Source organism: Sorangium sp. So ce1153 (genome assembly GCF_051521595.1).
Classification (GTDB): Bacteria; Myxococcota_A; Polyangia; order Polyangiales; family Polyangiaceae; genus Sorangium.
In genome coordinates, this window is record NZ_CP150361.1 from 12,713,412 (window position 1) to 12,733,015 (window position 19,604).

The 19,604-nt window shown below is 73.4% G+C and carries 13 protein-coding genes; 4 read left to right on the top strand and 9 right to left on the bottom strand.

Going from position 1 to position 19,604, the window contains the following annotated elements; genetic code table 11:
• Positions 1 to 145 precede the first annotated feature (145 nt).
• The gene (locus WME85_RS46255; RefSeq protein WP_437830942.1) at positions 146 to 619 is read right to left on the bottom strand and encodes a winged helix-turn-helix transcriptional regulator; all 474 of its coding nucleotides are present in this window, start codon (positions 617 to 619) and stop codon (positions 146 to 148) included.
• 135 nt (positions 620 to 754) lie between these two features.
• Between WME85_RS46255 and WME85_RS46260 the strand changes: the two genes are divergently transcribed.
• Together WME85_RS46260 and WME85_RS46265 are read left to right on the top strand one after the other, a co-directional pair.
• Positions 755 to 1,882 carry an alkene reductase gene (locus WME85_RS46260; RefSeq protein ID WP_437830943.1) on the top strand — a complete coding sequence of 376 codons (1,128 nt, stop codon included), beginning with the start codon at positions 755 to 757 and terminating at the stop codon, positions 1,880 to 1,882.
• A gap of 177 nt (positions 1,883 to 2,059) precedes the next feature.
• Positions 2,060 to 4,996, top strand: coding sequence for a HEAT repeat domain-containing protein (locus tag WME85_RS46265; protein WP_437830946.1), 2,937 nt, complete (start codon positions 2,060 to 2,062; stop codon positions 4,994 to 4,996).
• Between the two features lie 7 nt (positions 4,997 to 5,003).
• Here the strand turns inward: WME85_RS46265 and WME85_RS46270 are convergent, their stop codons facing one another.
• The 8 genes from WME85_RS46270 to WME85_RS46305 form a co-directional block, all read right to left on the bottom strand.
• Positions 5,004 to 5,585 (bottom strand): hypothetical protein, encoded by a 582-nt coding sequence (locus tag WME85_RS46270; RefSeq protein ID WP_437830948.1) that lies wholly within the window; start codon positions 5,583 to 5,585, stop codon positions 5,004 to 5,006.
• Between the two features lie 303 nt (positions 5,586 to 5,888).
• Positions 5,889 to 6,311 (bottom strand): response regulator, encoded by a 423-nt coding sequence (locus tag WME85_RS46275; protein ID WP_433930487.1) that lies wholly within the window; start codon positions 6,309 to 6,311, stop codon positions 5,889 to 5,891.
• A gap of 284 nt (positions 6,312 to 6,595) precedes the next feature.
• On the bottom strand, positions 6,596 to 9,490 hold the full coding sequence (locus WME85_RS46280) for a PAS domain S-box protein (protein WP_437830950.1): 2,895 nt from the start codon (positions 9,488 to 9,490) through the stop codon (positions 6,596 to 6,598).
• Between the two features lie 291 nt (positions 9,491 to 9,781).
• Entirely contained in the window at positions 9,782 to 10,519 is a 738-nt protein-coding gene (locus tag WME85_RS46285) for a hypothetical protein (protein ID WP_437830952.1), read from the bottom strand.
• Entirely contained in the window at positions 10,470 to 11,153 is a 684-nt protein-coding gene (parA, locus tag WME85_RS46290; protein ID WP_437305463.1) for a ParA family partition ATPase, read from the bottom strand. The genes WME85_RS46285 and parA overlap by 50 nt, the downstream gene beginning before the upstream one ends.
• Before the next feature lie 230 nt (positions 11,154 to 11,383).
• Positions 11,384 to 11,836, bottom strand: a complete 453-nt coding sequence (locus WME85_RS46295; RefSeq protein ID WP_437830954.1) for a GNAT family N-acetyltransferase — start codon at positions 11,834 to 11,836, stop codon at positions 11,384 to 11,386.
• Positions 11,837 to 11,935: 99 nt separating this feature from the next.
• Positions 11,936 to 12,523: a PspA/IM30 family protein gene (locus WME85_RS46300; RefSeq protein ID WP_437830956.1), complete on the bottom strand. Its 588-nt coding sequence runs from the start codon at positions 12,521 to 12,523 to the stop codon at positions 11,936 to 11,938.
• Positions 12,429 to 12,929: an N-acetyltransferase family protein gene (locus tag WME85_RS46305; protein ID WP_437830958.1), complete on the bottom strand. Its 501-nt coding sequence runs from the start codon at positions 12,927 to 12,929 to the stop codon at positions 12,429 to 12,431. The genes WME85_RS46300 and WME85_RS46305 overlap by 95 nt, the downstream gene beginning before the upstream one ends.
• A 417-nt stretch (positions 12,930 to 13,346) precedes the next feature.
• Between WME85_RS46305 and WME85_RS46310 the strand changes: the two genes are divergently transcribed.
• On the top strand, positions 13,347 to 17,381 hold the full coding sequence (locus tag WME85_RS46310; protein WP_437830960.1) for a hypothetical protein: 4,035 nt from the start codon (positions 13,347 to 13,349) through the stop codon (positions 17,379 to 17,381).
• A gap of 50 nt (positions 17,382 to 17,431) precedes the next feature.
• Positions 17,432 to 18,547: a UDP-N-acetylmuramate dehydrogenase gene (locus WME85_RS46315; protein WP_437830963.1), complete on the top strand. Its 1,116-nt coding sequence runs from the start codon at positions 17,432 to 17,434 to the stop codon at positions 18,545 to 18,547.
• The last annotated feature ends 1,057 nt before the right edge of the window (positions 18,548 to 19,604 follow it).

The following is a 19,604-nucleotide window of genomic DNA, read 5'->3' on the forward strand; positions in this document are numbered from 1 at the left end:
GAGGGCCGAACGCACGAAGCCCTCGAATCACATCACCATTTCACCCGATGGGCAAGGGCTTCCTGGGAGCGGGAACAGGCCTTCATCCCGCTTCTTCGTCATGCGGTGAATCGGCGTCAGGCCCTCCCTGAGCGCAGCACAGGCATCAGCCTGACCCCTTCGTGACGCGGGTCACGCGCGCCAGCGGCGATCGCGCTCGCGCGCGCTTCGCCGCTGGCTCCTGCCGCGCGCTTCCACGCCGCGCGCTGGTCTTCACCGCGGCGCGCGGCGTCGAGGCGCGCGCCGCGACGCCGCGCGCCGAGCTCTCCGCGAGCATCTCTCCCCACCTCGAGATCGCCTGCGCTACCTCGCCGAACCCCCGCCCTGTGTCGGTCAGCTCGTACTCGACGCGCACGGGCGGCCCGGGCAAGACGCGCCGCACGAGCAGGCCGAGCGCCTCGAGCTCCTTCAGCCGGCTGGAGAGCATCCGGTCGCTGATCGCTTCGAGCCGCCCGCCGATCTCGCCGAAGCGCAGCGCGCCCTCCTCGAGCGTCGCGATGATGAGGCCGTTCCAGGGCTTCGCGAGCACGTCCATCGCGGCCTGGAACGTCTCGCAGAGGTGCTGGCATGAGTGCTTCATTCCTCGTCCTGGACACGAGCATGACCGCTTCACTACCAAAAAGGAAGTCCCTTGACAGTAGGTAGTAACGATTCATGCTGCTTCCCTGAAGGATGCTGCTTCCATTTCGGAAGGTACGTCTCCTTTACAAGGAGCATGATCGTGACCACCGCTTCTGACCTGCTGTTCAGCCCTTACGCGCTCGGCCCCCTCTCGCTGCCGAACCGCCTGGTGATGGCGCCGATGACGCGCTGCCGCGCGGCCGAGGGCAACGTGCCGACCGAGCTCAACGCGCTGTATTACCAGCAGCGCGCGTCCGCCGGGTTCATCCTCAGCGAGGCCACGCAGGTCAGCCCGCAGGGCGTGGGGTACCTCCGCACGCCGGGCATGCACACCGACGCGCAGGTCGCGGGCTGGCGGCTCGTGACGGACGCGGTCCACCGGGCCGGCGGGCGCATCTTCGCCCAGCTCTGGCACGTCGGGCGGGCGTCGCACGTCTCGTTCCAGCCGGGGCGACAGGCGCCCGTCTCGTCGTCGGCGCTCGCCATCCGCACCGGCCACGCGCACACGCCCGAGGGCCCGCAGCCGTACAGCACCCCGCGCGCCCTCGGGACGGAGGAGGTCGCCGGCGTCGTCGCGCAGTTCGAGGACGGCGCGCGCCGGGCCAGGGCCGCGGGCTTCGACGGCATCGAGCTCCACGCGGCGAACGGCTACATCATCGACCAGTTCCTCCGCGACGGCGTGAACAACCGGACCGATCGGTACGGCGGCTCGGTCGAGAACCGGGCGCGGCTGCTGCTCGAGATCGTCGACGCCGTGACCGGCGTCTTCGACGCGGACCGGGTCGGCGTGCGGGTCTCGCCGCGGGGCGGCTACAACGACATGAGCGACTCGGACCCGAAGGCGATCTTCGGCCACGTCGCCGCCGAGCTCTCCGCGCGCAAGCTCGTCTACCTGCACGTCGTGGAGCCGCTGGAAGGGCAGGCGTTCGACGCGCCGGAGCGCGTGACGCCCCTCCTCCGCGAGCGGTTCCGCGGCGCCCTCATCGCGAACGGCGCCTACACGCTCGAGACGGCGGAGCAGGCGCTGCGGACCGGCGCGGCGGATCTCGTCTCCTTCGGCGCGCCGTTCCTCGCGAACCCCGATCTGCCCGAGCGCCTGTCGCGCCGGGCGCCGCTCAACCCGCCCGACGTCTCGACCTTCTACTCCGAGGGCCCGCGCGGCTACACCGACTACCCGCGCCTCGGCGAGGCGCAGGTGGCCGCCGCGCAGCCGTCCGCCTGATCTGGCGGCCCGGCGGGGGTGGTGCGGCCGCCGGATGCCCCGGGCGCGTCGTCCGGCGGAGGCGGGCCAGCGGCCCTCGCGCCGCGGCCCATGGTAGGCTCCGGGGCCGATGGCGGCGGTCGCTTTGCTGTTCCCGAGAGACGAAGTTGGCCCGGTCCGCTCGCCCGCGGAGGCGCCGTGAGCGCGGCGCCGGGCGAGGTGCAGCGCATCGGGGCCGGCGAGCTCCGGGCGTTCATCCAGGACGCAGGGGAGCTCAAGAAGGGCACGCTGCTCTACGACGGCGGCCAGCTCCTGAACCTGGCCCGCCACGAGAACAAGCTGTTCTGCGAGGCGAGGGGCTCGGGGGCCTCGCCGTACAAGGTGACGCTCGTCTACAGCGACGCGCCGGCGCCCGGCTTCAAGGGGCGCTGCACCTGCCCGGCGCGGACGTTCAACACGGCGTTCTGCAAGCACGCGGCGGCGCTGCTCGTCGCCTGGGCGCGCGCGCCCGAGTCGTTCGTCGTGAGCGACGCGCCGCCGCCCGGCGCGCCCGGCGGCGAGACCGCGCGCAAGAGCGTGAAGAAGGGCAGCGCGAACGCGCCGGCCCTGATGAAGTCGGGCGTCGAGCAGGTCAGCACGCTCGTGCGCGAGCTCGGCGTGGCCGGCGTCGCGGCGATCGGCGGCGACCGCATCGAGCAGCTGGAGAAGCTCGCCGAGGGGCTCCGGGAGAACCGGCTGCGGCGGCTCTCGGCCCGGACGCTCGACCTCGCCGCGCTGCTGCGCGGACCGGCCGCGGGCGCCCGCCGCGGCGCGCTCCCGGCGGTCGCGTACGCGAACCTGATGGCCGACCTCCTGCTCACCGCGCGCAAGCTCGAGAAGCACCTCGCGGGCGAGCCGCTCGACGACCGCCACGTCGAGGAGCTCGTCGGCAAGACGTGGAAGGCGTCCGACAGGAAGCCCGCGGAGGGGCTCACGCTGGTCGAGTACGCCTTCTCGACGCGGACGACGAGCGACGATTATGTCATCCGCGAGAGCCGCTTCCTCGACCTCGAGTCCGGCCGGCACTTCAGCGAGAAGCAGATCCTCCCGGCCTTCATGGCGAAGCGGAGCGATCCGAAGCGGAGCTTCGCCGGCGAGGTGCTCGCCGGGGCGCGCGCGACGACCTACCCCGGCTACCCGCCGCTCCGGGTCGACTTCAGCGATCTCGGCGACAAGCGCCCGCTCGACGCCGGCGCCCTGGAAACCGTGCTCGCGCGGGCGCTGCCCGATGTGGGCGCGGCGCTCGCGGCGCTCCAGGAGCACCGCAAGGACGTCTTCGCGCCCGACCTCGTGCCCGTGGCGGTGCGCATCGACACGCTCTTCGCGCGCGGCGCGCGGCTCTCGGCGGTCGACGACAAGGGCGAGGCCCTCCACCTGCCCGACGACGCCGCGCTCGAGGAGCGGCTCGCCGGCTCGCTCCGCGACGCGCGGCTCCGCGCGCTGCTCGGCGATGTGGGGATCGACGCCGCGCTGCCCACGCTGTGGCCGCTCGCCGCGGTCGTCGAGGGCCCGCTCGGCCTGGAGCTCCGGGCTGTCATCGATTTTTCGGGCGTGGAGCAGGGCGCCGCGGCGCGGAGCGGGGCCCTCGCGGGCTCCGCGTGGAACGCCGCCGCCCGGGAGGCGGGCGCCTCGCCCGCGGCCATCGCGCTGGGCGAGGTGCGCGAGGAGCTCGCCGAGGCGCTCGCCACCGGGCTCACCGGGCTCAGCGCCCGCGTGACGGACCCGCTCGCCGCGCGGCTCCGCGACCTCCGCCTCGAGAAGCAGGCCGCGCTGCTCCAGGGCCTCCCGCAGCGGCCCGACCCGGCGGATCGGCTCGACGACTTCATCAAGCTCTACCAGGTGCTCGAGATGGCGCTCGTGCGCCTCGCCGGCGCGACGCACATCGACAGCGCCTCGACCGAGCGCGTGCCGACCTACGAGAGCGTCACCGTGGCGCGCCCCGACGAGACGCTCACCCCCGACGAGGTGGCGCGGCGGCGCGCGGCGGGCGAGATGAACCGCTACGTCGCCGCGGTCCACCACGCCCGCTACTACGCGTCGCTGCCGGCGAGCGAGCTCGTCGACAGCATCTTCCCCATCTGGGCGGACGGCACCGCGACGCCGACGATCGCGAGGACGTTCGCGCCGCTCGGGGCCGAGGCGGTCGCTGCCGCGGAGAAGGCGCTCACGGTCAAGGCGGGCCGCGTGGCCAAGCTGACCGCGGTGCGGGTGCTGCAGGCGGTCGTCCTGCACGGCGGCCCGGCGCGCGCCGACGCCGCGGCGATGCTCGGCCGGGTCGCGGAGCACGCGAAGGACGCCGGCTTGCGGGCGCTCGCCCGCGACGCGCTGGACGTGATCGACGCCACGCAGGCGGCCGGGCGGGGCGGCGAGGCGGTGCGCGCGCGCCGCGCCGCCCGGATGGAGCGGGTGCAGGAGCTCGCGAAGGCGCTCGGCGCGGCGCCGAACAAGGAGGAGCGGGGCGAGGCGCTGAAGGCGCTGGCCGAGCTGGGCGACCTCTCCGCGCTCCCGGCGCTCCGCCGCGCCTTCTACGCGGACGCCGCCCGCGGCGTGCGCGAGGAGGCCGCCTACGCGCTCGCCCAGCTCGGCGACGTGGAGATGGTCGAGACCTTCGTGCGGATGCTGGCGAGCCGCGGCGAGGACGAGCGGGAGGCGAAGATCGCCGCGTACGCGCTCGGCTACCTCGGCGACGTCCGCGGGCTGAGCGAGCTCCTGTCGGCGTACGCCGCGGGGTACAAGCCTGGCATCGTGGCGGACGCGATCCGCGCCTTCGGCCCGGTGGCGCTCGCGCCGCTCGTGGATCTCATCGAGGCGCGGCCGGAGATCGCGAAGCGGGCGGCCGCGCTCGACGCGCTGAAGAAGATGGATGAGGCCGCGGTGGCGGGCTGCCTGCTCGAGCGGGTCGAGGCGCGGCGCGGCGACGCTGATTTCCCGGAGAAGGCGCAGCTCTACCTGAAGCTCGCGGACGTGCACCCGCACAGCAAGCGCGAGGTCGCGGCCGCCGTCACCGCCGCGCTCGCTGGCGTCGAGGGCAAGGAAGCGCAGGCGGCGGTCAAGGCGGCGCAGCGGGCGCTCGGCGTCGTCAAGCGGGGCAAGTAGCGGCCGGTCACAGCGCGATCTGCACCTGGATCTCCGCGGACGCCTTCTCGCCGGCCTCCTTGGGGGTCGCGACGAGGCGGAGCACGCCGCGCGCCTTCGGGATCTCTCCTGCCGCGTCTGCTTGCCCGCTGTCCATGATGTTGATGAACACGGGCGCTGTCGTCTCGGTCCACCCGGAGGCGCATGCGTTGACGGGCACGGTGTTCGAGCCCTCGAGCACGGGCGCGCGCGGCGCGTCCGGCCCGGGCGTGCCCGGCTCCGCCGCTTCCGGCTCGAATGCGAGCCGGTAGGCCCACACGCCGTCGCGGCTCGAGTGGTGCCGGACGGCCACCATCACGTGCTGGCCGCCCTGGGGGCCGTACTCCAGCTGGAGCACGGCGTCCGCGGGGAGCGGGCTCGCGCCGCCCCCCGGATCGCTGAAGAACAAGCTGGCCTCGCCGGCCGCGGGCGGCTCGCTGTCGTCGCACGCGAACGAGGGATCCGGCGGGGCGCCCTCATTGGCATCGGGCAAGACGCAGAAGGTGCCCATGGAGCACAGGCCGAGGAGCGCCGTGATCGCGACGCTGATCTGGAGCTTGGGTAGGCGCATGGCCCATGGTCCCAGCAGTTCTGGCGCCGTTGCAATCTGCGCCCTCGCCAGGCCCCTCGCCCCTGGTAGGCCCCCGGGGAGGGTGCTCGTCGCGCGGGGCGCGGACGGGCTGATGTCTGAGCGCAATTGACGTCCTGTGTCCGGCGTGCGCAGCACGACGGGCACAGGACGTCCCACGCGAGTTCAGCCCGTCCGCGCCCCGCGCGACGAGCACCCTCTCCGGGGGCCGGGCAGCTCGGCAAAGCGTGGTGGATCTGTCGGTGAGCTCCGCCGCGACGACGGCCAGAATGCCAGCGAGTTTCGCTAGGGTAGCTCGACAAGTCTCCAGTACTTGTTGAGCGCCGCCATCAGCTCGACGAAGCTGAGGAAGGTGACGGGCTTGAGGAGATAGCCGGCCACGTTGAGGTTGAAGGCCCCCACCTTGTCACGATCGTCGTTCGATGTGGTCAGCACGACAACCGACGTGGACACGAGATCCGGATCGGCCCGCAGCTCGCGCAGGAACTCGATCCCGTTCATCTTGGGCATGTTCAGATCGAGCAGGATCAGCCGCCGCTCCACCGGGATGACCCCGCTGCGCAGCATCTCGAGCGCCTCGACCCCGTTCCCGGCCACCCACAGCGGGTTCGAGATGTTGTTCCGCTTGAACGCCCGGCGGACGTTCATCACGTCGACCTCGTCGTCCTCGACGAGGAGGATGTTCAGGAGCTTTTCTTCAACGTTCATTGTCTCCCCGTTCTCCTTGGCGGGAAGGACGAGAACGTCAACCTCCGCGCGATGGCCGCCGCGGCACCTACCAGGGCAAGAGGGCGACCGCCGCGGAGGTCTCGCGGCCGCCGTTGTGCCTGGGCGCACTCCGGCCTGCTCACGTTCGCGCAGGCTCTCCCGGGGTGTCCCATTGTTCGAGCTTGGACCACCGGTACGCCCGGTTCAACTCCAATGAGGAGCGCCGCTCTTCACGCCGCTGAGCCTGCCAAGGATCCGGCGCGCCGCCGCCGCGCCGCCAGGCCTCAGCGCTCGTTCGGATCGCGCTTCTGCCAGGTGAAGCGGAACGTGGCGCCCTGGCCCTGGGCGGACTCGATCCAGATGCGTCCCCCTCGGCTCTCGACGATCTTCTTCACCACGGACAGCCCGATCCCTGTGCCCTCCACCTTGTCGCGCGCCTCCAGCGTCTGGAACAGCCCCCAGACGCGATCGTGAAACTCGGGCGCGATGCCTGGCCCGTTGTCCTCCACGGAGAACTCGTGGTGCAGGCCCGCGTCGCGGTGGCCGACGCGCACGCGCACGTCGGCGCGCCGCGCGTGCTTGAGCGCGTTGCTGATGAGGTTCATGAACACCTGCTGCAGCGGGATCCGCTCGGTCCGCAGCACCGGCTGGCCCGGCTCGACCTCGACGCGCGGCCCGACGCCGCGCGCCGGCGCGAGCAGCTCGATCACGTCCGCGAGGAGCTGGCCGACGTCGACCGGCTCCACCGCGTGCCGCACCCGCCCGGCGCGGCTGTAGTCGAGGATCCCGTCGATGAGCGCCTCCATCCGCCGGACGCGGCCGCGCAGCAGGCTCATGTGCTCGCGCGACTCGCCCTCGAGCGTCCCGGCGAGGTCTTCCTCGATCCACTGCGCCAGGTTCGCGATGCCGCGCAGCGGCGCCTTCAGGTCGTGGCTCGCCACGTACGCGAACTGATCGAGCTCCTTGTTGCTCCGCTCGAGCGCGGCGATGAGGCGCTCGCGCTCCTCCTCGGCGCGCTTCTGCGCGGTGATGTCGCGGACCTCGACGACCGTGCCCACCGGGACGCTGCCGTCGAGGATCGGGCTCGCGGTGAAGGCGACCTGGTAGAACGAGCCGTCCTTGTGGACGAAGACGTCCTCCCCCTGCTCCTGGCTCTTGCGCGGCAGCGCCCTGTCGATCGGGCACTCGTCCATGGGATAGGGGCTGCCGTCCGGCCGCGTGTGGTGGATGAGGTCGTGCAGGGGGCGATCGAGCGCCTTCATCTCGTCGAAGGTGAAGCCGGTGATCTTCTCGGCCGCCGGGTTCATGAAGGTGCAGCGCTGGTGCGCATCCATCATGAGCAGGCCGAGCGTCGCGTTCTCGGCGATGGTGCGCACGAGCTGGTGCTGCACCCGGAACGCCTCCTCGGCGCGCCGGATGTCGCTCACGTCGACGTTGCAGCCGACCCACTCGTAGATCGAGCCGTCGTCCGCGAGGAGCGGGACGCCGCGCGCGACGGTGTGGGCCCAGGAGCCGTCGCGCCGGCGCAGCCGGTACTCCACCTCGTACCGCTTCCTCGACTCGACCGCTCCTCGCCACGCGGCGTCCGCGTGCTCGCGATCGTCGGGGTGGACGGCTTCGAGCCACCCGTAGCCGATCCACTCCTCGTAGCTCTGCCCGGTGAAGTCGCGCCAGGACGGGGAGTCGTCCACGACATGGCCGTTCGGCCTGGTCCGCCAGACGACGACCGTGGTCGCCTCCACCATCGAGCGGAAGCGCTTCTCGGCGGCGAGCGCCTCCTCGCGCAGCCGCGCGTTCTCGATGGCCACGCTGGCGAGCTGCGCGAGCTGCACCAGGATGGACTCGTCGTCGCCGGTGAACTCCCCGTCGACCTTGTCCGAGAGCTGGATGAGCCCGAGGGTCCTCCCGTCGCGGCCGACGAGCGGCGCGGCGAGCCAGCCGCGCATCGGCGGGTGGCGCGGCGCCTCGCCGCCGAAGCCGCGCCACGCCGGGTGCGCCTCGAGCTCGGCCTGCGTCATGCGGAGCGGCCTGTTCTGCTCGCAGACGAGCGTGTAGACCCCGCCCCCGGTGATCCTCGCCTCGTAGCCGCGGTACGCGGCGTACTTGTCCGAGAGGCTGACCGCGCTGATGGCCTGGGCCCAGTCCTGGTCGTCGGCCATGCTGATGATCGACTGGTGCGCCCCGATGAGCGAGCGCGCCCGCTCGGTGATCTCCGCGAGCATCCGGTCGAGCGACGGCGCCGAGTTGACGGCGAGCGAGGCCTCGGCGAGCCCCCTGAGCTGCTCGCTGCGGCGCTGCTCGTCGCGCAGGGCGCGGATCCTCGCCGTGGCGTCGACGCCCACCACGACGCCGGCCACGATCTGCCCCGAGGCGTCGCGGATGGGCGCGGCGCTGTACTCGATGATCGCGCGGGAGCCGTCGGCGCGCTGCATCTCCACCGGCTCTGACCGGACGAGCTCGCCGCTGGCGACGGCGCGCGCGAGCGGCCACTCGTGCGGCGCGTAGGGGCGCCCGTCCGCGTGGAAGCCCTGGTACGCCGCGCTGTACGCGGCGACATCCGCCGACGCGACGAAGGGGCGCCCGAGCTGCTCGGCGCCCTGCGCGTTGCCCATCACGAGCTGCCCGGAGGGGGCGTCGGCGATGTACACGGCGTGGGGCATCTGCTGGATGACCTGCTCCAGCTTGTGGCGCTCGTGCTCGAGCTGCTCGGCGAGCTGCTCGATCCGGCGCCGCGCGAGCACCTGGTCGGTGACCTCGACCGCGAAGAGCACCACGCTCTCCGTGCCGCCGGCGGCGGCCGGGAGAGGCTGCAGGGTCACGTTGAAGTACCCCTCGGCCAGCTCGCCGTCGCCCCGGTCGAGGAGGATCAAGAGCTCGCACGCGGCGGCGGGCCGCCCCGAGGTGTGAGCCCGATCGAGCAGCTCGGCCACCTGGGAGCCGGCGAGCTCCGGGGCGCACTGGAAGAGGCGCCTGCCCACCGCGGTGCGGTCGCGGAAGAGGCGCTGCGCGAGCCGGTTCGTGAAATCGATCACCCAGTCGGGGCCGCGGAACACCGCGATGGCGGTGGGCGCTTCCACGAACAGCGCGTGAACCGAGCGGCTGGCGTCCGACGTGGGCTGCGCCTCCTTCTGGTTGATGCCGCGCGCAGCCGCCCCGTCGTCCCGAAAATGCTGGGTCATCGCTCGTCCTGGTGGCCAGTTGCCGCCGCGGCGATCGGTTCCGTGGCGCGGCGGATCATCACGCACCCGGCGGCGGGCTCGGAGCCTATCGCGCGGCGTCGCGACTCAGAGCCTGCCCGCCCACCTGAAGGATGTCAATTGGCCCCAGAGAGGCTCACAGGAAGGTGGGAGGGAGGGAAGGCAGGAAGATCCTTGTTCTCTCTCCCCTCGCCTCCTGCGCAGATCCGGCATGCCCGCAGAGGCGGTGGCGCCGGCCACATTCGAGAAGGGTGAGTCGCGGCGCGCTGCCGATCAGCTCACGCGCGGTCGCTGGCGCCAGAGCGTCATCAGCACCCGCCCGACCTGGACCATGCGGTCGATCCGCCCCTTCGGGCTCGTGTCCGCGGCGCGGAACGGGTCGGCGCGGTAGCTCGGGCCGGCGGGCGCCTCCGCCGCGGCGGCGGCGCCGTCCGCGGCCGGCGCCGCGGAGACGGACGCCGGGCCGAGGCGCCGGTCGAGGTGTACCTCGATCGCCTCGCCGATCAGGTTGCTCACGTCGCGGTCGTGCTCGATGCAGTGGAGCACGAGCCGATCCGCGAGCGGATCGGGGAGGTAGACCGTGACCGCGCGCCGCGCGCGGCCGTCGTTCCCGACGAGCACCGGCGGGACGGCCGGCGGCTCCGAGGTGGTGGCGAGCGGCTGGGGCGCGGCGGCCGCAGCTGGCTCGGCGCTCGGCTGCGCCTCCGGGGCACTCGGCTGCGCCTCCGCGACGCTCGGCTGCGCCTCCGCGACGCTCGGCTGCGCCTCCGCGACGCTCGGCTGCGCCTCCGCGACGCTCGGCTGCGCCTCCGGGGCGCGCGCGCGCGCCGGCGCCCGCTCCTGCTTCGCCTCGGCCGGCTTGCCGTCTTCGTGCGCCCGCTTGTCGACGGCCGGCCGCGACTTCACGGCGTCCTGCGCCGGCTTGACGTCGGTGGCGCCCGCGACGAACGCGTCGGCCTTTTCAGGCGACGGCGGCTTTCTTAGCGAGACCGCGACTTGCTTTTTCGCCATGATGAAGCTTCTCCAGTTCTTCGAGAAGGTGGGTGATCTCTTTGGCCGCGGCGTCCCGCGGCGCGTAGCCCGTCACCCCTTGCCCGCAGGCGAGGGACTCCTGGTAGGCAATGCGATAGCCGAGCTCCGTGGCGAGCACGGGCAACCCCGAGGTCTCGAGCACCGCGCGCGCCGATTTGCCGAGCGCGGTGCGGCCCTGCTTGCGCGTGATGAGGATGCAGCCCTTCATCGCGCTCCGCAGCGCGGCGGCCTCGCGGAACACCTCGAGCGCGGCGGTCAGGGCCCAGGCGTCCGCGGCCGTGGGGCCGCAAGGATAGATGGCGACGTCGGCGACCATCAGCGCCGACCGCGCGATCTCACCGTGACGAGGGGGACAGTCGATGACCGTGAGGTCGTACGCGGCGGCGACTTCCGGCAGCTGCCCCGGCTTGTGCATCGAGGCGCCCATGGCCATGACGGTCGGGATCTCGTGCCCCGCCTCGGCGGCCACGTCGCCCCACGTGCGGACGGTCCCCTGGGGGTCGGCGTCGACGAGCAGCACGCGCCGGCCCTTCGCCAGCGCGGCCACGGCGAGGCTCACGGCCGTGGTGCTCTTGCCGATCCCACCTTTCTGTCCGGTGAGCGCGATGATCATAAGTCACTCCCCCTAGCAGAATCTGCGCGGCGCGGTCCAATTTCTTGCAGGCACCGACACGGCTCCTGCGCGGCCACCGGAAGGGAATTCCCGATGCGGGGTTGATTCCTCGGTCGTGTCGACAGGTTGGCCGGCACATCGCAAGAGGTTGTTCAGCTCTCAACCGCTCGACCCGTCAGCTGCAACGCCGTGTCAGGCGGCGCGAGCCGGCGGCCAGCCGCGTCAAGGCGTCACAGGCTCCTGGAGAAACAGACGCTGGTCGCGGCTGACGCCACGTACTCGCCATACGGGGGGATCTCTGCGAATCCCGCGCTCCGATAGAGGGCGAGCGCCTCCGGCTGGCGCGTCCCGGTCTCGAGGACGAGGCGGTCGAGACCGAGCTCCCGTGCCTCCGCCTCGAGGCGCCGCAGCAACGCGCGGCCGATCCCCCGTCCTCGCGCCTCGGGCGCGACGTACATGCGCTTGAGCTCTCCGACGCGAGGTCCGAATTCCTGCACCAGCAGCGCCTCTCGCAGCCGACGTAGCGCGCCGCACCCGACGGGGCGACCGTGCCAGCGGGCGACAAGGAAGATGCCGGCGCCAGGCGCGACCTCGTCTGGATCCAGACGGAAGTGGTTCGCCCCCGGCTCGTGATAGCGCGCGGAGAGCTCCGCATTCAGGGCTGTGATGAGCCCGGCTGCCACGCTGCCTGTGATCGCTTCAGGAGCGATCTCAAGCGCCTCCGACTCTCGGTTCTCGGTCACTGTATCAGTACCCTTTCTTTGGGATGGTTCGCCCGCGCATCAGCGCGAGGAGGCCTTGATGGCGGCGAGAGCAGACGTGAACTCGGCCATCGCCGCGGAGATCGTCGCGGCTTGCCGCTCGAGTGTCGCCGCGCGCTCGAGCGCCTCCCGCTTCCAGGAGAGCGCGTGGCGGGCGAGGTCATCGTCGCCGGCTCGAACCGCGAGCTTCGCGTTCAGCTCCCATTCCTTGACGTTCGCAGCCTCCTGCGCGGCAGCCCGTGCCATTGCCGCACCGTAATTCTCGAGTGATTCCAGGCGGCGTTGGACCTCATCGAATCGACGGGTTTCCTCCTCCCTGGCGCTCGGCCGAGGAATCAACCATCGTCGAAGCTTTGCGAGGACGCGAGCGAGCCCATGAGGCGCGCTCTCCCGCTCCCGCACAGGCGCGATCTGCGCGGCGATGATCGCGAGCTCATCGAAGCGCTTCAGATCGCGCTCGATCCGCTCGGCTACCTCGGCGAGCTCGGCGAGCTTCTCGGCCTGGGGATCCATATCAGAGCTTGCGGCACATCCACAAGCTGGGGATCTCGACGTCGAACCCAGCTTTCCGGTACGCGCGTCGCGCCGGGGCGTGGCTCGGATCTCCACCTGTGCCGACGGTGGCGACCTTCATTCCTGCCTGCCTCATGCATGCCACCGCGTGCTCGTACATCGCGGTGCCGATCCCGTTGCCGGCCTGCGCGGGGTCGACGGCATTGAGACCGATCTCGCCCACGTGCGTCTCCCGATCGAGCCGGAGCGCCACGAAGCCGACGAGCTGGTCGCCGGATTGCGCCACGTACATCTCCCAGCCCGAGTCGGCCGCCATCAGCGACGTCAGCAGCCCCTCCTGCGCTTCGTCTCCCCGACGCTGCGCCAGCTCGTAGATCTCGTCGCCGAGGATCGCGCGGAAGGACGCGAAGACCGGCGCGAAGGCCGCGCGCCGGATCGCCTGAAGGCGAACCTCGTCCTCGGGAAGGGCGCGGCGGAAGTGGAGATCAGTTGTTTGCGGCACGGCGGCAAAGCTCCTGCAGGGGCAGTGTTCTCATCGTCGTCCTGCCAGCGTGCCACAAGGCTTGATTCCCTGCCTCAAGAAGGCGGCCGCTTCGAGGGCGCGGCGCGGCGCGGCCCGGGGCGTGGCGACCTCCGGCGCAGGTCCGGGCGACCTCGCCGCGGCGCGATCCGGGCTCAGGCGACCTCCATAGGCCCATCCGAGCCAGCCAGAGCCGCGGCAGAGCGGGCCGCAGCCGGCTGTCCCCTCGCCGGCGAAGCCCGCGCACCCCCTCGCGCGCCAGCGAGCCGCTCGCAGGGACGCGCCCCGCGGTCGGCCAGACCGCTCCCGCCCGCCGAACTTCACGTTTGCGTCGGCAATCCCAGGCCCGTAAGGAACGGCGGACAGGCACCGCCGCCGCGGCGCCGGGAGACGCCGATCGTGACCACCGAGCCCCGCAGCACCAGGAACGTCGGCCAGCGCGCGGCCAGCGCTCGCAGCCCTCGCCGCGGCGCGCGCGCCCTCGTCGCGCCCCGCGCCGTCCTGGCGCTCGCCCTGGCGCTCGCCGCCGCCGCGCCCGCGGGCTGCGCCCCGCGCGGCGCGGCGTCCCCGCTCGCCGCCGAGGCGCCGCTCCCCGCCGCGTTCGCCGCCGCCATGGAGGCCGAGATCGCGAGCTCCGCCGCCGCGGCGCCGTACCTCGACGCCATCGAGCGCGCCGTCGACGCGCCGGGCGACGAGGGCGCGCTCGCGACCGTCCTCGCGTCGCTCGACGCGCTCGTCTTCGGCGCCGGCACCGCGAGCGGCCCCGACGCCGACGCCTCGGCGATCGCCTTCCGCTCGCGCGAGGCGCTCCCCGAGGTCGCCCGCCGCCTCCAGCGCGCCTGGGCGTTCGCCGACGTCGCCGGCCGCGGCGAGCGGACGCTGCCGTTCGTGCGCAGCGCGATCGCGGCCGCGCTCCACCGCGTCGCCCTCCACGTCGGCGACGACGCCGCGGCCGCGACGTGGGGCGCGCGCCGCGGCTGCGCGGGCGAGGCCGCCCTCGTCGGCCCGCTCGACCCGGCCCCGCTCCAGAGCCTCGCCCGGCCCTCGCCCCTGAGCTCCGCGCCGGGCGCGCCCCTCGCGCGGTCCTACCCGGGGATCGCGCCCTTCGCGGCGAGCGCCTCGCCCATCGTCGTCCGCGCCGACGCGTGCGCGATCGACGTCGACGCGGTGAGCGCCCTCCAGGGCACGCGCGCCGTGATCATCGACCTCCACAACCCGGTCGCCCAGCGGGTGAGCCTCGCGCTCGCCTCGTCGTCCGCGGCCGTGCTCGAGGTGGGCGGCGTGACCGCGATCCAGCGCGACTACGCGTCGGGCGGCGCGCAGGTCACGCGCCTCGCGACCGTGGAGGCCCAGCCAGGGACGCTGCGCGTGGTCGTCCGCGTGGCGCAGAAGGGCGACGGCGGCGCCATCGAGCTCGGCGCGTGGGGCGAGAACGGCCTGCCGCTCCGGGCCCGCGCGCCGCGCCCCGGCGCCGCCGCGACGGCGGCCGCGTCGCAGCCCGCCCCGGTCGACCTCGCCCCGGCCCCGCGCGGCGGCCCGGCGGCCGTCGAGGTCGCGGCCGCGGCGCTGCTCGCGCTCGGCGACGCCCGCGCGGCCGAGCACCTCCTCGACCCGGCCGGCGACGGCCCCGCCGGCGACGGCGCGGCGCGCGGGCCGGCGGCGCGCGCGCCGCGGGCGCCGCGGCACGACCTGCTCTACGCGCGGGCCATCCGCCGCGTCGGCGACCTGCCCGAGACCCAGGTCGTCGAGCGCACCCGCGCCGCCCTCGAGCGCGTGCTCGCCGCGTGGCCCGCATCGTGGGAGGCGCGCCTCTACGAGGCGGAGCTCGCCGAGCGCCGCGGCGGCCAGGGCGAGGGCACCATGGCCGCCCTCCGGGAGCTCGGGGTGAAGGTCGCGCCCCCCGGGCCGGGCGGCCTCAAGGCGCCCGCGGTCCCCGACGCCGACAGGATGGTGCTCGCCGAGCTCGCGACGCTCGCGCGCCGCGCCGGCGTCACCGACGTCGCCGAGGCCGCGTACGCGAAGCTCGCCGCCGCGGCGCCGGGCTCGGCGCTGCTCGCCACGATCGACGACCGCATCCACGGCCGCGTCGGCGCCGACGCGGTGAAGGCCGCCTGCGACGGCGGGCTCGACCGCTCGGGCACCGCATGCCTGGGCGCGCTCCTCGGCGCGAGCGACAGGAACGCGGTGCTCGCCGAGATCCAGCGGCTGCGCCGGCTCCGCCGCGCGCCGGACGCCCTGCGCGACGTGGAGCTCCGCGAGCGGGTCGCCCGCGGCGACCTGCGCGGCGCGCTCGCCGTGTACGACGCGATGGCGCCGGGCGAGCGCGTGATGCTGGAGGCGCTCGGCCTCGCCGCCGGCCGCGGCGACGTCCGCGCGGCGCGGGGCCGCCTCGCCCGCGACCGCACCACGGCGCGCGACACCCCCGCCGGCATCGGCCCGATCGCCCGCGCGCTCGGCCTCACGCCGGACCCGGCGCCGCCGCTCGAGGCCGAGGGGCGCAAGCTCGTGCTCGAGGACCAGGCCAAGGCGTTCCTCCCCGGCGCCGCGACGGCGGTGCTGCGCCACGTCGAGCGGTTCACGATCTCGCCCGACGGGCTCGTCCACTACGTGACGTACGACCTCCGCCGCGTCTCGGGCACCACCGACGTGGCCCAGGGCGCGGTCGCGTACGGCCCGCTCATCGAGGGCCGCGGCGCGGCGCGCCTCCTGCGCCGCCGCATCCACAAGCGCGACGGCCGCGTCCTCGCGCCCGACGCGGCCTCGAACGCCGCGCAGGACCACAGCGACCTCTCGCAGCTCGAGCAGGGCGACTACGTCGAGCAGGTCACCGAGGGCTACGCGCTGCCGGGCGACAGCGGCCAGCTGGTCATCGACACGTGGGACCTGCTCCCCGAGCGCACGAGCGTCCGCGAGGCCGAGATCGAGGTGCGCCGCCCTTCGTCGCTCCGGCTCGCCGTCTGGTCGCACCCGCTGCTCGGCGCCGCGGAGCAGCGGACCGAGGGCGGCTCCACGGTCAGCGTCTGGCGCATCAAGGACCAGCCGCCGCGGCGCATCGAGGACGGCGTGCCGCGGATGGAGATGGGCGTGGGCGTCAGCCTGGGGACGCAGACCTGGGGCCACGTGGCCGCGGCGATCGACGAGAACATCCGCGCGCTCGCGGACCGCGACCCGTACATGACCCGCTGGGCGCGGGAGGCGGCGGGCCCGGAGCGGGCGCCGTCGCCCGCGCTGCTCGAGCGCGTCGTCGCGGCCGCCGGCAAGGCGGTGAAGGTCGCCGGCGGCGCCGAGCTCTCGGACATGGCGGCGCTCCTCGGCGGCGGCCCGCAGCGCACGACGGCGCGGGCGATGATCGAGCTCGGCCAGGGCAGCCGGTCGTGGGTCATCTACCGCGCGCTGCGCGAGCTCGGCGTGCGCGCCGACCTCGCGATCGCCGAGACCGAGCCGTTCAGCTCGTCGGCGGACTTCCCGCCGCACGTGGGGCGCTTCCGCCACCCGCTCGTCGTCGCGCGCCTGCCGGGCGGCGACGTGTGGATCGACGCCGACGTCGAGGGCCCGCCGCTGCCGCCCGGGCGCATCAGCCCCGAGCTGCGCGGCCGCGCCGCCATGCTGCCGGGCGGCGAGCTCGTCACGGTGGCGGGCACGAGCGGCGAGACGGGCGACGAGGTCGACCTGCGGCTCGCGGTGGACGCGCAGGGTAACGCCGCGGGAACGTTCACGATTCTGCTGCACGGCCGGGCGGCGCAGGCGCTGTCGGAGGCGTTCGAGACGGTGGTCGGCACGGCGCGGCGCGAGATGCTCCGGGGCGTCGTGCTCGGCTGGCTCCCGTGGGCCGACGTCGAGGACGTCGTCGTGTCGTCGACGGAGGGGTCGTGGGAGGTCGCGCTGCGCGCGGCCGTGACGATCCACGGCTTCGCGCGGCCGGAGGGCAAGGACGGCGCGGCGTGGACGCTGCCGGGGCTGGAGCCGGTGCACCTCGTGTTCCCGCGCGCGTTCACGGGCACGCTCGGCGCGACGTACGCCTCGCGCGGCGCCCGCAAGAGCGCGCTCGCGATCGAGACGGCGCTCCAGTACCACGTGCGCCGCCGGATCGAGCTGCCGGCGGGCTACGCGGTCGCGCGCGCGCCCGAGGGCGTGCGCGTCGAGGACGCGGGCCTCGCGGCGTCGCGCAAGGGCAGCTACGGCGCGGCGATCGAGGAGGACTTCGCGCTCAGCTTGCCGACGGGGACGGTGGCGATCGACGAGTACCGGGCGTTCGTCGAGCGGGTGCAGGCGGTCGACAGCGGCTTCATGGCGGGCATCCGGGTGGCGCGGCCGGTGCAGGCGCCGGGCGGCGCGCAGAAGCCGGGCGGCGCGCAGAAGCCGGCGCAGGCGCCGGGCGGCGCGCAGAAGCCGGGCGGCGCGGAGAGCCCGCAGAAGCCGGAGAAGAAGCCCTGAGCCTCGACATCCGCGAGTCGGTCCCGCTGGCCCCGCTCACGACGCTCGGCGTGGGCGGGCCGGCGCGCTTCTACGCCGAGGCCGCGGACGAAGCGGCGGTGGTCGAGGCGTTCCGCTTCGCCGACGCCCGCGGCGTGCCGCTGTTCGTGCTGGGCGGCGGCTCGAACCTGCTCGTCGCGGACCGCGGCGTCGACGCGCTGGTGCTGCGCGTGCGGGTCCGCGGGATCGAGCCTGTGCGCGGGCCCGTGGGCGCGGTGGACCACGACGTCACCGGCGGACCGGCGCCGCGCGTCCTCGTGCGCGCCGGGGCGGGCGAGGGCTGGGACGACCTCGTCGCGCGCGCGGTCGCCGAGGGGTGGGCGGGCGTCGAGTGCCTGTCGGGCATCCCGGGCGACGTCGGCGCCACGCCGATCCAGAACGTGGGCGCCTACGGCCAGGAGGTCGCGGAGACGATCGCCGAGGTCCGCGCGGTCGACCGCGCGACCGGGGCGGCGGCCGTCATCGCCGGCGCGGACTGCGGCTTCGGTTACCGCGACAGCCGGTTCAAGCGCGCGTGGCGCGGGCGGTACGTGATCACGGCGGTCACGTTCGCGCTGCGCCCCGGCGGCGCGGCGGCGGTCCGCTACCCCGAGCTCCAGCGGGCGCTCGCCGCGCCCGCGGGGGGGCCCGCGCCGCCCCTCGACGAGGTGCGCCGCGCGGTGATCGCGCTCCGCCGCGGCAAGTCGATGGTGCTCGATCCGGCGGACGAGAACGGCCGGAGCGCGGGGTCGTTCTTCATGAACCCGACGCTCGAGGCCGGCGCCGCCGCGGGCGCGGTCGCGCGCATCGAGGCGGCGGGCGTGCTCGCGCCGGGCGAGTCGATCCCGCGGTACCCGGCGGACGGCGGACGGGTGAAGCTGTCGGCGGCGTGGCTGATCGAGCGCGCCGGCTTCGCGAAGGGGACGCGGCACGGCGCCGCGGGCATCTCGACGCGCCACACGCTCGCGCTGGTGAACCGCGGCGGCGCCACCGCGGCGGAGCTCCTCGATCTCGCGCGGCGCGTGCGGCGCGGGGTGCTCGACAGGTTCGGCGTGGCGCTGACGCCGGAGCCGGATCTGGTCGGGTTCGCGCCCGGCGAGACGGACGATCTGGTCGGCGGCGCCCACGAGGACGACCTGAGCGGTTGAGCGGCCGGCGTCCCGAAGAGCCGGATGTGAGGCCCACAAGTCTGCTTCTGTGAGAGGCCCCCGGCCGGCAGTCGCCGTCGGCGGCGCCGAGATATCCTTGGGCGTGTCCTCGGGTATGGGGAACGACTCGGGGGCTTGGGAGGATCTCCATTCGCGGCAGCGTCAAAGATCAGATAGCCCGCGTAGCCTGTAGATCCTACAACGACAGCACCGACAAGGATGATCTCTCCAGCAGGTGTCGGCTCGACAAGATGCCGCCGGCCGGGGGTTCCAGGCTCCGGATGGCCATCAAGGAGTCGGCTCACAAAGTGCCCCCAAAATCGCATCTACCGGGCACGATAACAGCAGGTGCACCCGCCGCTCCCCGGAGCCGTCGTACAGCGCCCGCGACAGCTGCGCTTGGTACATGCTCCCCTACGTGCTGCTGCATGGGAAAGCCGGCGCGAGCTCCGGCCGAGAGACCAATTTGACGGTCTGCGTTGGCTCAGATTTTCTGGAGTAAATCCGCGATCGAAATCTACAGCTTCACCTGCTCTTATCTCCACAAGCTCCGAGCAGATCTCGACCCCACCCATCAGCTCACCACTTACCGAATCCAATGAAACCACAGAGGCGAGCAGCCATCTAACACGCTCTCCTTCAAGACCGAGGCACTCCTGCTCGTGGGCCGCACCGAGCACAAAAAAAAACATGTCGAACATCATTCGAATTTCGGGCCCCCCAACCCTAGAGCCACGGGCTCTCATCGCTGCGTCCGCTCCAGACTCACCGCACGCGACAAATATCATGCACCAATGGACAACTATTGGATCAACGAATCAATGAACATGGTTCACTCAATCGCCCGAACGGTCATCTCAAAAGCGAGATCGTTTCGCGACCGTGAGAATATTCTATATTTTTTTCCTGGTCCGGCTTGGCGCTCAATAGATACATAGTCGTCGTAGGCAACGAACCGAGCGATGCGCCAAACCTCGGAAATGAAATCTTGTGCGTCCGGGCCTACCACCACGAGCATCGATCCCTCGGTAGCCAACGACCAACCGCTGCGGAGTAC